Source organism: Gemella sp. 20925_1_85 (genome assembly GCF_041433735.1).
Lineage (GTDB): Bacteria > Bacillota > Bacilli > Staphylococcales > Gemellaceae > Gemella.
The window spans coordinates 1-14526 of the sequence record NZ_JAPWCC010000002.1 but is presented as its reverse complement, the minus strand read 5'-3'; the positions used below and the strand labels follow the sequence as shown (position 1 = coordinate 14526).

The 14526-nt window shown below is 31.0% G+C and carries 15 protein-coding genes, 2 tRNA genes and 1 pseudogene; 1 reads left to right on the top strand and 17 read right to left on the bottom strand.

Annotated elements, in window-relative coordinates; genetic code table 11:
* Positions 1–11: 11 nt before the first annotated feature.
* The 16 genes and pseudogenes from O3884_RS00775 to O3884_RS00700 form a co-directional block, all read right to left on the bottom strand.
* Positions 12–1295 carry a cellulose synthase gene (locus O3884_RS00775; protein WP_371451125.1) on the bottom strand — a complete coding sequence of 428 codons (1284 nt, stop codon included), beginning with the start codon at positions 1293–1295 and terminating at the stop codon, positions 12–14.
* An 81-nt stretch (positions 1296–1376) separates the two neighbouring features.
* Entirely contained in the window at positions 1377–1721 is a 345-nt protein-coding gene (locus O3884_RS00770) for a hypothetical protein (protein ID WP_371451124.1), read from the bottom strand.
* A gap of 231 nt (positions 1722–1952) precedes the next feature.
* A complete protein-coding gene (locus O3884_RS00765; protein WP_371451123.1) occupies positions 1953–2717 on the bottom strand; it encodes a class I SAM-dependent methyltransferase in 765 nt (254 codons plus the stop codon).
* 61 nt (positions 2718–2778) lie between these two features.
* The gene (locus tag O3884_RS00760) at positions 2779–3396 is read right to left on the bottom strand and encodes an SAP domain-containing protein (RefSeq protein WP_371451122.1); all 618 of its coding nucleotides are present in this window, start codon (positions 3394–3396) and stop codon (positions 2779–2781) included.
* A gap of 503 nt (positions 3397–3899) precedes the next feature.
* Positions 3900–4436: a ClbS/DfsB family four-helix bundle protein gene (locus O3884_RS00755; RefSeq protein WP_371451121.1), complete on the bottom strand. Its 537-nt coding sequence runs from the start codon at positions 4434–4436 to the stop codon at positions 3900–3902.
* Positions 4437–4753: 317 nt separating this feature from the next.
* Entirely contained in the window at positions 4754–5296 is a 543-nt protein-coding gene (locus O3884_RS00750) for a GNAT family N-acetyltransferase (protein ID WP_371451120.1), read from the bottom strand.
* Between the two features lie 32 nt (positions 5297–5328).
* Positions 5329–6093 (bottom strand): phospholipase D-like domain-containing protein, encoded by a 765-nt coding sequence (locus tag O3884_RS00745; protein ID WP_371451119.1) that lies wholly within the window; start codon positions 6091–6093, stop codon positions 5329–5331.
* A 367-nt stretch (positions 6094–6460) separates the two neighbouring features.
* A pseudogene (gene rlmD, locus O3884_RS00740) lies at positions 6461–6991 on the bottom strand (23S rRNA (uracil(1939)-C(5))-methyltransferase RlmD); the annotation flags it as partial.
* A 71-nt stretch (positions 6992–7062) separates the two neighbouring features.
* Positions 7063–7884, bottom strand: a complete 822-nt coding sequence (locus O3884_RS00735; RefSeq protein ID WP_371451118.1) for an alpha/beta fold hydrolase — start codon at positions 7882–7884, stop codon at positions 7063–7065.
* Between the two features lie 875 nt (positions 7885–8759).
* Positions 8760–9251 (bottom strand): phosphoribosylanthranilate isomerase, encoded by a 492-nt coding sequence (locus O3884_RS00730; RefSeq protein WP_371451117.1) that lies wholly within the window; start codon positions 9249–9251, stop codon positions 8760–8762.
* Between the two features lie 50 nt (positions 9252–9301).
* The gene (locus O3884_RS00725; RefSeq protein ID WP_371451116.1) at positions 9302–9490 is read right to left on the bottom strand and encodes a hypothetical protein; all 189 of its coding nucleotides are present in this window, start codon (positions 9488–9490) and stop codon (positions 9302–9304) included.
* Complete coding sequence (rlmD, locus tag O3884_RS00720; RefSeq protein ID WP_371451115.1) at positions 9460–10800, bottom strand: 23S rRNA (uracil(1939)-C(5))-methyltransferase RlmD; 1341 nt, start codon at positions 10798–10800, stop codon at positions 9460–9462. The genes O3884_RS00725 and rlmD (O3884_RS00720) overlap by 31 nt, the downstream gene beginning before the upstream one ends.
* A gap of 91 nt (positions 10801–10891) precedes the next feature.
* Positions 10892–11338, bottom strand: a complete 447-nt coding sequence (locus tag O3884_RS00715) for an ACT domain-containing protein (protein ID WP_314160314.1) — start codon at positions 11336–11338, stop codon at positions 10892–10894.
* Between the two features lie 12 nt (positions 11339–11350).
* Positions 11351–12655, bottom strand: a complete 1305-nt coding sequence (gene obgE / locus O3884_RS00710; RefSeq protein ID WP_294683152.1) for a GTPase ObgE — start codon at positions 12653–12655, stop codon at positions 11351–11353.
* Positions 12656–12835: 180 nt separating this feature from the next.
* Positions 12836–12909: transfer RNA gene (locus tag O3884_RS00705), tRNA-Asn, on the bottom strand.
* Positions 12910–12929: 20 nt separating this feature from the next.
* Positions 12930–13003: transfer RNA gene (locus O3884_RS00700), tRNA-Gly, on the bottom strand.
* Positions 13004–13375: 372 nt separating this feature from the next.
* Between O3884_RS00700 and O3884_RS00695 the strand changes: the two genes are divergently transcribed.
* Positions 13376–13978, top strand: a complete 603-nt coding sequence (locus O3884_RS00695) for a cell wall-binding protein (protein ID WP_371451114.1) — start codon at positions 13376–13378, stop codon at positions 13976–13978.
* 153 nt (positions 13979–14131) lie between these two features.
* Here O3884_RS00695 and O3884_RS00690 read toward each other — a convergent pair whose 3' ends face one another.
* Positions 14132–14470 (bottom strand): MazG-like family protein, encoded by a 339-nt coding sequence (locus O3884_RS00690; RefSeq protein WP_371451113.1) that lies wholly within the window; start codon positions 14468–14470, stop codon positions 14132–14134.
* Positions 14471–14526 lie beyond the last annotated feature (56 nt).

Below are 14526 nucleotides of genomic sequence, written 5' to 3'. Positions count from 1 at the left end.
AATCAATAAATTTACCAATAATATTTTTTCTCGCTTAGATATCTCTCTTTTTGTTCTTTAGAATCACGATGATTCCTATCTCCTAGTAATTCATCAGTTGATGATACTATAGGATCAATCCAATCGGCTTTAGCTCTAATCCAGTTAATTTCATCATCACTAAGTTTACCAACCTCTTCTAATCGATTAGCCATTACCCTCAAATCATTTGCTTTTTGAAAATCATCTAACATATTAAGCAGAGATAAAGTTCGTTTTTTCTCTTCATCAATCCTCTCTTGTAATTTTCTTTTGATTTCCATCTCTTCTGCATAACGACGTGCGGCTTCTTCTCGTTCAATCCTCAAGTTTTTAATTTTATAATATTCCTGGTAAATCATAATGATAATTTCTGGTATTGATTGCTCAATCGTAAACTGCTGAGTATCTTTAATATATTTCCCATTCATTATTTTAAAACGAAATTTACCATTAGGAATATAATCATACTTTCTTATTCTAGGTTTACTGGCATATGTGTCATATCTCTTACTATCATTGTATTCAGCGAGTTTTTTTGCTTCTTCTTTAGTTAGTTCATGATTTACTTTATCTGTCAATTCTATAATCTCAAAACTAACAATATCTTTATTAATTTTAATATCCCAATCTTTTGTGACATTATCTCCAAGTTTTTCAATAATAGTGACAAGTGTATTTAAAAAACAATATAAGCGAGGAAGTGAACTTAAAGGAATATCTTTTACAAACCTTGGTTTCTCCAGATTATTAAACCTATGCCTAGAATCAAAATACGGATATGTTGCTGCCTTTTCTCTTTTATTCCATTCTTCTATACTATCTCTTAAATTCGCTACAGTTTTATGAAGTCTTTTATTTGAATGATGAGTTTGCTCTGAAATTACTTCAATAATACGATCAACCTTAGTTATTTCTAAAAATGACAATGAATTTCTAATACTATCAACATCTATTGTAAAAATATCTATAGAATTTTCTTTAGGTGTTTCTTCTTTTTTCAAGGTATTTTTTAACTTACTATTTTTTAAGCTCTTTCTATAAATATGAACTTCACTAATTTTATTTTTAGGTAGGGGAATTATAAAATCAGTTAAATCTTGCCCAGTTTTTTTCCTGTACCAATAACCACTCTTAGGAATTGGAATATCAGCTTCTCTACACTTATTTAGTAAATCAGAGTAGTTTAAATCATATTTTAATGAAACCTGCTTAGCACTTATTTCCCAAATTTCTTCGTAGAGTTCTTCTCTAAAAAATGTTTTTATCATCTTCATATAAATCACCTTTACCTTTACCTTTATACTTTATATCCTTATCTTTATATTTTCCTAGCGAAAATGCATATTCAAAAACTTCTAATTCTTCACTTCTGTATTTTCGCTTAATATAAAAAGTAGTTCTTGTTTTAAGCTATTGAATTCATCAATAATTTTATCCAAACTCTTTTCTATATTCTCAACACGTATTTCAGATAATTTCCCATTGTTATAAGAAATCATTCTTTCAGCAATAATATGATAAGACCAACTTTCTGTAAAACGTCTATCTTTTTCTTCATTATGAATAGCAAAGCCTATAGGAAGAAGATTATTTCTTAACCCTAAGGCGACTGCCTGAGAACTTATTCCCAAATAATCTCCCGCTATTTTTAATGTTATCTTATTTAATTTTCTAATATCCTCATCACTATACTTAACCATTTAATATCACCTATCTTTTATCTTACATTATACTTAACTTTAGTTTTTAATATTTTCCCTTGGTAAATCAAATTATCATACTTGGTGTAATCTGACTCTCCATAATATATTTTTATCATATCTTAGATCATAAATTCTTTACCGTTATCCATTTTTACTTTTCTCCAAGTCATTGTCATATCAGCATTAAATTTAAACGGACTATTCTTCTGAAGTACGTTCTATAACTTTTTACAGTTTAATACAAAGTGTAGCTATATAATCATTTCCATAACGTGATAATCTATGTCTTTTGTCACACGATTCATAAAAATCTATCATAGCAAGACCGTTTTTTAGTTGTCCTCTAATCTGCGTTTCTAAGGTATGACTAAATTCATAGCCATATTCTGGATTTATAGTTATCTTACCTTCTTTTTCAAGTTCTTTTGAATTAAACGGTATTGAAAACTTTAGAAGTAATTCCTCATCAGGTTTATCCCATACAATATCAGCATCGTACATGTATATCCAAGGATTCATAAATCCAACCATTAGCAATCCACCTTTTTTCAATACTCGAGAGGCTTCTTTATACATGTTTTCTAAATCTTCGATATATACATTTGAAACCGGATTAAAAACAATATCAAAAGTTTCATTTTCAAATGGAAATGGTTTTGTCATATCACCTTGAACTGTGTTGATTTTTAAGTCTTCTCTTTTAGCAACCATCTCATCTCTTTGCAATTGCGATTTAGAAAAATCCATTATGGTTACATCATAACCTTTTATAGCAAAAACTGGGCCTTGCTGACCACCACCACAAGCTAAACCTAATATCTTTTTTCCGTTTGCTTTTTCAAACCATTCTTTTGGAACTTTTTTCCCAACAGTTAATGCAACAGAAATTGGATTATTTCTAGCTTCTTCTAATTCTTCATGTGTCAATGGCTCAGTATAGGCATTTTTTACATTATTCCATCTATCTTCATTTAATTTTATATAATCGTTCATCTTATAATCCCCTCATAATTTTTTAGATGTGAGCTATCGTTAAAAAGTGTCAGATATATTTTTATTTACGGTACTCCTCTATTTTGTATCTATATTCATTCAAAAGTTCTTTTGAATAAATTTTTTCACTCTTTGAATTTCTAACTTCTTTCCAAAGAATAGCTGCAACTTTTAACTTATTGGAATAATTATTGCTAGCTTCATCTGCGCAAAAATCTTTCAGAAATTGATTCCACTGACAAGCAGAATTATCATACTTTGCATAATCTGATTCTCCATAATATATTTTTATCATATCTTGAATTGTAAATTCTTTATCGTTATCACTTTTTACTTTTCTCCAAGCCGTTGCCATATCAGCATTAAATTTAAACGGGCTAACTCCTGTTACAGCTGAAAAATAATCTCTAAATTTTTGGTTAAAGGAAAATCCACATTCTAGCAATGGCGTATTTAAAGATATTACTTCGGCATGTTTTTTATTTACTTTCCTTGTAGATTTTTCTATTCTATTCCCCTTGAAATATTGTTCAATAATATAGTTTAATTCTTTCTTTGTACATCTATACTCTAGTCCAAGAGACTTACATATTTGCGAAAGTTCTTCTCGATACCAATAGTACTTGTTAAATTCCTCAAATGATTTTAAATCTTTAAAACTAGGCCTATTTTCTACCACACACTCACCTCCAAAATTTCATGTATATATCACTTTTCAGCTTTAATAAACTTTCTTTATTCTATTATTATACTATATTACTTGGAATTCATAAATCATAAAAATATAGAACAAGACTCCTGCCTTACATCCCCTATTTTGTCAAAACTATATATTCTTATTTTATCATTTTCATATTATTATATTTTTTGAGATTAAATTTGATTATATAATCTCACATGATATTTAATTATATAATATTGTAAGGTATTATAAATATGCTAAGTTAAAAAACGATGACCCAAAAAGTTAGATATCTCCTATCTAATTTTTTGAGTCAATGCAATATAGGTATAATATTTATGTTATTAATCTATCGAAATAATGCTCGTGTCGACAAATCCAAAAGAAAGATTCTCATCAAAGTAGAGAACAAAATCTACTTTTTTGCCGTTAGATTAGCAATCAAAAAGAAAGTTTACGTTAATTTCCCTTTTCTCCCTTGTATTTTTTCCATTTATGGCTTACTTGCAATTTTTTTGATGGGCCTTTATTTTTTTTATAGCCCAATCATAATGACTAGAAGTAGCACTGACAAAATAAGATCCCAATGTACTCCCACCAACCCATTTATAAACTTTTTTTGAAAATAATTCTTCATTTGTAAAGTTTTCGGCTAGTTTCAAAACATCTTTATGAGATTTTTGTAAAGCTTTTGTCGCATCTTCCAGAGACGTATTCTGATGCTTTTTCCAAAATTCTACATTCATATCACCATAAGTTCTCCAGTTATATGGTTCAGGAATAAATGATTTCTCTTCTCCCTTTTGATTGAAATGTACCCAATTCAAAACAAGTTTATGCCATTCATAGAGATGAATTAAGATATCTCTTAAGTTTTTATCTCTTCTCCAATGAGCTTCTTTTTTCTTTTTATCTTTTGAAAAATCAAAAGGTGTATTTAATTCCTCACTCGTCATATTTGAAATAAGTAAGTTTAACTTTTCATAACTTTCCTTAGCAACTATCATTAAATCATTTTTTGTCGTTGGTCTTGGCACAATTAATCCCCTTTCTACAAAATACTATATTATTTTCTTTTGTAATTTTCTTCTATTAATCACCTTTCACAAGCAACGTCTCATATTCAGCGGTTCACTATTACCTCATCACTACCGCTCTGCGATAACTATCTCATAAAGCATTCATAATTAATGGCTTCGGTCTACACACTTGTCATTAAAACAACTGCTTCAACATGGAACGAGTGAACACTAAGTATGTCAAGTAGTTGCGTTCGTATGTGGGAACATATCTATAAACCTTTTAACGATAAGTAGGGTTATCGTTAAAAGGTATTACCTAGACAAACTGGGATTTACTTAGTCGACAGCCACTCTCCCTTTGATAGACAGGTTATGTGTTCTGTGCGAAGAATACCTTCAAATGCACATAGAACGTTTTCTTTTGTATGATGATAACGGAAACCACATTTTTCCTGAACTCTCTTTGACTTTGTATTGCCGTCAAAATAACCGCACCACATTTTCTCCAGATTCAGGTCATCAAATCCATGTCTCATAATCTCACGAACTGCTTCTGGTATCAGACCCTGACCCCAATACGGAACTCCTATCCAGTAACCAATCTCCGCCTCAGTATCAGGAATACCTTTACCACTTACAGAGCCGATCATCAATCCTATGCTACCCACTGGCTGCATCGTTTCTTTTAAAACTATGGCGTATGTCTCAGGTGCTGAAAAAACACTTTTTATAATCTCCTTGCTATTTTCAACACTGGTATGTACAGGCCAACCTGCAATCGGACCAACCTCTGGATTACTGGCATACTGAAATAAATCATTTGCATCACTTTCTTCCCATGGACGAAGAATCAATCTTTCCGTTTCTAAAATCATTTTGTCCTCCTTAAATTCAAATTTGTCTTTGTTTAAAAATAAATTCCATTATATAATTCCATAAACTCTTTAGCAAACTTTGCTACAAGTTCATGATCAAGTGCAGTTGCTAAGGTTTCTACATTTTTATTAGCAGTTGGTGTCCAATTATATGATCCGTGCATTACATAGTCCATATCTATGATACAAAATTTATCATGCATACGGTTATACCCTCTATTTCCCCATCTCGGAATGACCACAACATCGAACTTATTTTCTTTCAATTTTGAAATCATATTTTTATTCGAGTCTTCCTGCGAAACTATTATTCTTACATTTAATCCTTGCTTCTTTTTCGCTAATAACTCTTGATAAATAGCTTCATTAGAAAACCATGCAACAGCTGCCCAAATTATAAATTTAGCATCTCTAATTCCCTGAATCACTTCATCTTGAATTGCATCAAAAACTACATTATGCTCTGTTACTTCGTCTGGTGTATCAATTACCTGTGGACGTATTTCAACGTGATATAAAGCATAATCATCAGATTCCTCATATACATACTCTACTAACTCTTCTAGAATCTTCTCATTTTCTTCTGCGATTTCTAACAAAGGAACCGGAACTCGTAATTCCACAATCTCCCAATGTTGATAGGAACGCCCATGATTTGCAAATTCATATTGTGGAACAAAATTTACTCTTGCTCTGCCTATTAACCTCAACAGTTGGTCTCTTGATTCAATTGTTCTGTATTTTCTATCATATTTCAATACTTCTATCAGAGTCTTAATGAAAGCACTTCTATCCATTAATATCACCTCTCTTTATATATTTACCACTCTTAGTTCTTTTATCGTTTGGTTTTTCAGCGTCTGCAGGAATATCCCAATATAATCCAATCTTTATGGCACCAGGTACACGTCCCTATATGCAGAGGATTAGTATACTTGTTTCTTAGTTATATTATAATGTTAATTAGGCTATTTTACAATTGTCAAATTTATAGCTGGGTGCCAGTGGGTGCATTTTTTCTTATTATCCATTCTCTAGTGTCAACTCTAGGCTATGGATATGTTCCCGCTCAACCTTATTTTCTCTCAAATAATAAGGCTTACTCTAAGCTATCGATACCTTTTAACGATAGCCTAGAATAAGCCTTTATTTTCTATATTTTATTTACTTAGCGGGTGCAACTCTTGACATCAATACTACACACTCAACATGGTACGTCCCTGGGAACATATCTACAGGTTGCACTGAACCTAGTTTATAACCTAGACCGCTCATAATTTCCATATCTCTAGCTAATGTTGCTGGATTACAACTAACATAGACTATTATTTCTATATTCATAGCTGCAAGATCACATAGGAAACTTTCCTCACATCCTTTATGTGGTGGATCCACAATAATTGCATCTAATTTCACATCTTGTGAGATTAATTTTTTAATTACATCCTCACTCTTACCTAGTAAAAACTCTGCATTAGTTATATTATTATTTTTAGCATTTTCGCAAGCATCTAAAACAGCCGCTTCTACTATTTCAATACTGTATACTTTCTTAACTTTCTTCGCTGCGAATAGACTTATTGTTCCAATACCACAGTAAGCATCGATTATCGTATCAGTTTCTTTTAATTCTGCAAGTTCCAACGCTTTACTATATAATACTTCTGTTTTAACTGGATTTACTTGATAGATGGAAACATGTCTATAAACCGTTTAACGATAGAATAAGGTTATCGTTAAACGGTATTACCTCGACAACCTAGTATTTATATGTCGCACTTTTTCACAAATTCATGAATCAATTTATTTACAACATGTGGTCTATCAGTGTTCGAATTATGACCAGCATTATCAATCCACTCAACAGGCTTTCCAGATTTTTTCTCATATAATTTCAAATATCGGATACAGGAACCTGCTCGATCTTCTTTACCGCATATCACCATATGTGGACATTTTATTTCATAAGTCAGATTTTTTTCTACTGCTTTTGCCAAGATTTTATATCCATGCCCTACTAGATGAGAATATCTTTTTTTGTTCCCATCATAAACCATCATCATATCCAACATTAATTTTCTTCCGTATTCAGTTGTTGATACGCCTTTCGGTCCCAGTCTCAAAAGTGTTTCCCATGGATAAATTCTATATATTACTTCTACTTTTTTTAATAACCATAATTCTATTACGGTATAATACTGCCTTTGAAGAGGAGCTGAATCAATAGTAACAATACCATTTAGTTTTTCAGAAAATAGTTCTGCATAAATCTGGCCTAGATAACCTCCCATTGATTGTCCAATTAAGATTGGTTGATCAATTCCTTCTTTTATTAATATTTCATACAACCATTTTGCTTCATCAAACAAATCAAAATCAAGGTCAAAAGGATATGATGAAGCATGTCCAGGTGCATCCCAAACCAATACTCTGAACTTTTCCTTAAAATATTCTATCTGTTTGTCAAACAATCTATGATCAGCAGTAAGTCCTGGCAAAAATATAAGAGCGATTCTTGATTGTTTATTAATTTCATTTATCCAATAATGAATCACTCCTGATGAAGTTTCTAGTGTTTTTTCCAGCATTATTGTCCCCCCACAACACTAATTTGTCATTGTTTAAAATAAATCCCATTATATAATTTCATAAACTCTTTGCAAACTTTGCTACAAGTTCATGATTAAGTGCAGTAGCTAAAATCTCCTCACTGTCATTAGCTGTTGATGTCCAATTATATGATACGTTCATTATATAGTCTATATCTATGATACAAAACTTATCATACACACGGTTATATCCTCTAATTCTCCATCTCGGAATAACAACAATATCTAATTCAACAACTCAACTCTCACACTTTTTAGCCTTTTTTCCTTTGAATAAGTTATCGAATAGCGTTTATCCTCCCCTTTAACAAATTAGTTCAATTGTCCAGAAATTTCGATATTGCTTGGTTTAAACAGCTATTAGTTCCTAATCCTTGATATCAATATAACACGCTCAGAGGTTCAAACTTTCTTTTCATATCAAAGCTTTCTCTCCTCATTCTACGAATACTATCACATGAACGGAGCATTCACTTCTACTTTGTTAATGTCTAAGCTCGTACAAGCAGTGTTGCCACTTCAACATGTTGTAATATTCTACTTTTATACTAATAAACAAAAGGCAATAAAAATCATTGTAAAATGATACTGTGGAACGGAAAGATTATCAGCACTTCCAAAAGAAACGACATCCATAACTCCAATTAAAATTACAATTAAAAATTCTCTAACATTAATCATCTAATTAACAAATCGTTACTTTCAATCATGGATAAGCTTATCTAAAATTTAAAATCTTTTTCTTTACTAATTCTATTACTAGCCAATATAGTATAAATTAAATAACCAATAAAAATGATAATAAAAATAACATAGCAGCCAGTCTTTCAACTTACTACTCTTCATATGATAATTTACAAATGTCTTTCCAGCCACTCGATCTTTTTAAAATCCTTATTGTTATTGTGATCATTTCGATAGGAGTCTTGAGAAGAAGCTTTGTAAATACTTAGATACTGCTCTAGACTTGGAAGACGAAAAGTGATGCCTTCAATGTGAATAAGCTCTATATCCGATTCCGAAACTCCTGCAAAATCAGGTAAGGAATCGATACTTCCATATTCAACACTCACTCGATCCTTTTTGAATTCATGCTCATGAATATCTATTAAGACGTAGCCTAAGTCTTTCATCACTTTCATTATCTTGTCCCAGTCATAAATTCTAAGATGATCAGGTACTTCCCAACCTCTAGGGTCACCAGGCACATGAATGTCAATGTCAGACGGCCCCCAATTTTCTTTCGTTCTAAACTCCAATCCCAAAGATCCCATCAATGTCGGTGTAATTCCAACTCGATTTAAATGGAAACAAATGGTTTTAAATTCTTCAAATAATAGACTCATGTTTACTCTAAACCTTTCATATAAATTTTCGTTATCTCTACTTTATTACCTTAAACAAAATCATCTTCATTTTCTAGAGTATATCCAGTTATTTTGGATGCAAATTCTTTTCCTTCTTTTAAGGAACCAAATGCGACTAGATCTTTATAAGAAGGATTTTTATATAATTCCAACATATACATCTCTAATCCTTCTGATTTTTGAACGATTATCCACATTTCACTAACAAACTTACACATTCAACATGATATGTCCCTGGGAACATATCTACAGGTTGCACTGCACCTAGTTTATAACCTAGACCTCTCATAATTTCCATATCTCTAGCTAATGTTGCTGGATTACAACTAACATATACTATCTTTTCTATTCCCATTGAAGCTAAATCTCTTAAGAAGCTTTCTTCACACCCTTTACGTGGTGGATCAACGATAACTGCATCTAATTTCACATCTTGTGAGATTAATTTTTTAATTACATCTTCACTTTTACCTAGTAAAAACTCTGCATTAGTTATATTATTATTTTTAGCATTTTCGCGAGCATCTAAAACAGCCGCTTCTACTATTTCAATACCGTATACTTTCTTAACTTTCTTCGCTGCGAATAGACTTATTGTTCCAATACCACAGTAAGCATCGATTATCGTATCAGTTTCTTTTAATTCAGCAAGTTCTAACGCTTTACTGTATAATACTTCTGTTTGAACTGGATTTACTTGATAAAATGAACGAAGTGAAATCTTGAACTCTATTCCATCTAGAGTGTCAGTTATATAATCTTGTCCGAATAATTTTTCAGTTTTGTCTCCAAAGATTACATTTGTCTTCTTATCGTTAATATTTAACATAATACTAACGATTCTATCATCTAATTTAGATATTTTCTCAACGAATTTATCTAATTTATTAAACTTCTCTTTCGCGACAATACCAACCATGATTTCACTTTTTAGGGTATTTGTTCTGAACATAATATGTCTAATTGCACCTGAGTGGTTATTTTCATCATAAACAGATAAGTTAAGTTCTGAAATTAGACTACGTAACTTGTTCATTAATACATTGTGTTCATCATATTGAATAAAACATTTCTCTATATTAACAACATCATGGCTTCGTGGTTTATAGTACCCCATCTTAACTTCGCCATTAACTTTTTGCACTGGAATCACAGATTTGTTACGATAATGATATCCGTCTTCCATACCTAGTGTATCTAATACTTCAATAGCATCTTTTCCAAGAGCTTTATCCATAACGTTTTGTACTTTTTTCTTCTTAAACTTCAATTGCTCTTCATAGTTCATATGAACTAAATTTGCTCCTGAAGTTTTTGGAATACCGTCAACTCTATTTTTTGAACTTTCAATAATATTAAGAACTTTTCCGTAACCAAGATTTTTCTTTAATTTAATTATCTTAAATTCGATTACTTCACCTTCTATAACATCTTCAATAAAAATCGGAAAATTATCAATTTTAACTACACCAAGTCCATCGTGAGTGTAATCTATAACCTTTCCTTCGAATATATCATTTTTCTGCATAATTCACCTTTCTAAAATAAAAAGAAGAACAGATATAGGAAACTGACTTCCCTACTCTGTTCTCCTACATTTAATATTTATTAAACTATCTTTACATGCTTAAACCAATTACTTTAATTGAATTAACAAACTCAAGATCTTTAATTCGTTTATTTAATTTTTCAATATTTATATCACCCGAACTTAGCTCTAAAGAAATAATTATCGTAGCTTTTGCATTAATCGGCACCGTTTGGTGGATAGTAAGTACACTGCACTTAGCTTCATTAACAACCGATAAAATTTTACCTAATATTCCAGGAATATCATCAACATCGATAGACAATGATAGAATTGATTGTCTTTTCACATCTTGAATCGGAAAAATTGTATCCTTATATTTATAAAATGCACTTCTACTTAAATCAAACCTTTTAGAAGCTTCTAAAATTGATAATTTAGAGTCTTCCTCTAAAGCTTTTTTCATCGCTAATGTCTTCTTTACAGCTTCTGGCAATACATCTTCTCTAATTATATAATAAACTTTTTCTTTATCCACAGTGGCTATCTCCTACTCTACGAATTCAAACTCACCTTTAAGGATCTTAACAGTATCACCATTTTTACATCCTCTTTCACGTAAAGCATCATCTACACCCATAGAACGCATTTGCTGAGCAAAACGTCTAACAGAAGCATCACGGTTGAAATCAGTCATTAAGAATGCACGTTCGATACCAGGTCCACTTACTACATAAGCTCCTGTATCATCACGAGTAATCTTGAATGTTTCATCCTTAGGTTTATGTTTATAAAGAACTCTGTTTTCCATACTTTCTTCTTCAGTATCAAGTTCATATAACATATTTGGATCTGTGTTATCTAGTATGTCACTTATTTTATAAAGTAAGTTATCGATATTACTACGTGTGAATGCAGAAATTTCAACGATATCTACTTCTTCACCATCGTTTTCTAAGTGTTTTTTAAACTCTTTAAGATTGTCACTAGCTACTGGAATATCCATCTTATTAGCTACTACTACTTGAGGTCTTTCTAAAAGTCTCATGTTGTATTCTGCTAACTCTTGATTTATAATTTTATAATCTTCATATGGATCACGACCGTCTGTTGCTGACATATCTACCACGTGTACAATAACTTTTGTTCTTTCAATGTGACGTAAGAACTGATGTCCAAGACCTACACCTTGGCTAGCTCCCTCGATTAATCCTGGAAGGTCAGCCATAACAAAACTTCTGTGGTCTTTTGTTTCTACTACTCCAAGATTTGGCGCTAATGTTGTAAAGTGATAATCAGCAATTTTTGGTTTTGCTTTTGATGTTATTGATAATAATGTTGATTTACCAACAGATGGGAATCCAACAAGACCTACATCAGCCATAAGTTTTAATTCTAATGTAAGATTTCTTTCTTCTCCTGGTTCACCATTTTCAGCGATTTCTGGCGCTGGGTTTGAAGGTGTTGCGAAACGACAGTTTCCACGTCCGCCACGTCCTCCACGAGCTACTACTACTTCTTGCTCATGTTCTACTAAGTCTGCTAATACTTCTCCAGTATCAGTATCACGAATTACTGTTCCTGGTGGTACTTTTAAGTATAAATCTTTAGATTTTCTACCGTGCATACCTTTACTCATCCCGTTTTCACCATTAGGTGCTACGAATTTCTTCTGATAACGGTAATCCATGAAAGTTCTTAGCCCTTCATCAACTATAAATACGACATTGGCTCCACGTCCACCGTCTCCTCCAGCTGGTCCACCTTTTGGAACATATTTCTCTCTTCTAAATGCTACTAATCCATTCCCACCATCACCTGATCGGACGAATATTTTTACCTCATCTAAAAACATAAAAATCTCCTATAAAATTCTCTTTATTTTTCTTAAACTTCAACTTTTAAACTATATAAAATTCAACTCGATAAAAGTTCATATACCATGAACTATTATAACATAATTTTTCCTATGATAATAATATTTAGCGAGATTTCAAACAAAAAAATATACGGCTGCATACACAGCCGTACTTTACTCCACAGGCAGGACTCGAACCTGCGACCCTCTGATTAACAGTCAGATGCTACTACCAACTGAGCTACTGTGGAAAAATCTCTAAATAAAAAAATGGAGCGGGTGATGAGAATCGAACTCACAACATCAGTTTGGAAGACTGAGGTTTTACCACTAAACTACACCCGCATAAATATTTGTTATTAACTTATGTATTAATTATATAATAGATATTATTGTTTGTCAACAACTTTTTTAATTTTTTTTTATTTTTTTTGAAATTTATAATTTTGTTAGCTTTACTAAAGAATTCTTTTGAAAATCAAGAAATATCTGTAGAAAAAATAACATTATTTTCATTGGATAATATATAGTATAATAGTTTTTCTTTAATTTGTAAAGGTATTTTTCAAAAATCTCTAAAATTTATTCTAATTTTATAAATTAAGAGAAAACGTAATCACTATATATTGACTAGCAATATCTTATAATATATAATTTTTGTATAGATGTAATTTATTTGGTTAAAATTACTCATTTATAGATTAGGAGAAGAAAAATATGAAAACTAAATTACTATTTACAAGTCTACTATCCGCTTCAGTAGTTCTAAGTGGCTGCTCTTTAATAAAAGGTGAGCTAGTTAGACAAAGTAGATCTGCAGCGGAAAATAAAGCTAAAACAGAAGATAAAGCTAAAACAGCAGATAAAACTACAACAGAAAATAATACTACAACTACAAAAAATCAAAACTCTACAGATAAAGTATACGGACTTAATGAAGAATGGATTGTAGATGGTCAATGGAAACTGAAAATAACTGAGGTTAAAACTACTCCAGACAGAAATAAATATAGCAAAGCACAAGTAGCACAAGTAGTTATCATAAAATATACTTATGAAAATTTAGGATATAAAGATGAATACCAAGACCTATTTTTAATACCTAGAACAGTTGTTGATAGTGCAAAAAAAGTTTCTGAAATTTATCCAGTTAGATCTTCAAAATATCCAGAACCTACTCCAGTTGGTGCAATTTCAGAATCTACCGTGGGCTACGGTTTAAGTATGGAAAGTGATAAAATTAAAGTTTATTTCGAGCAATTCGATCATAATACTAAAAAAATGCAAAAAGCTACTTTTGAAGTTCCTGTAACTAAATAATACAATAAAACAAAGAGGTTTGGTATACAAAAAAATATAATGTATATCAAACCTCTTCTTTTTAGCATAATTAATTATATTTATAAAACTACTTACCTATCATATTTTGAATTTATTAAGAATTAAAGCTTTGTATAGAACAAAATTTTATAGTTATTCCCCTTTTAATTCCGTATACTTTTTATTCGTTCCAAAACTTTCTTTAATTGGATATTTTTTAGAATTAACAACTATCTTATCAGCTATAATCTTTTCTACATCAAGATTTAAATTATCTGCGAGCATAAAAGCATAAATAAAAACATCTGCCAATTCCTCTTTAATTTGTGGTAATTTTTCTGATACAGTTTCCTCAGATGATTTCCATTGAAATAATTCTAATAATTCACTAGATTCTAAAGAAATAGATATCGCTAAATCTTTCTCATTATGAAATTGTCTCCAATTTCTATCATCTCTAAAGTTATTTATTTTCTTTATAATTTCTTTCATTATTCTTCACCTCAAATTTATGGTTGTATACTAAATCCGGGGCATGGAAAAATTCC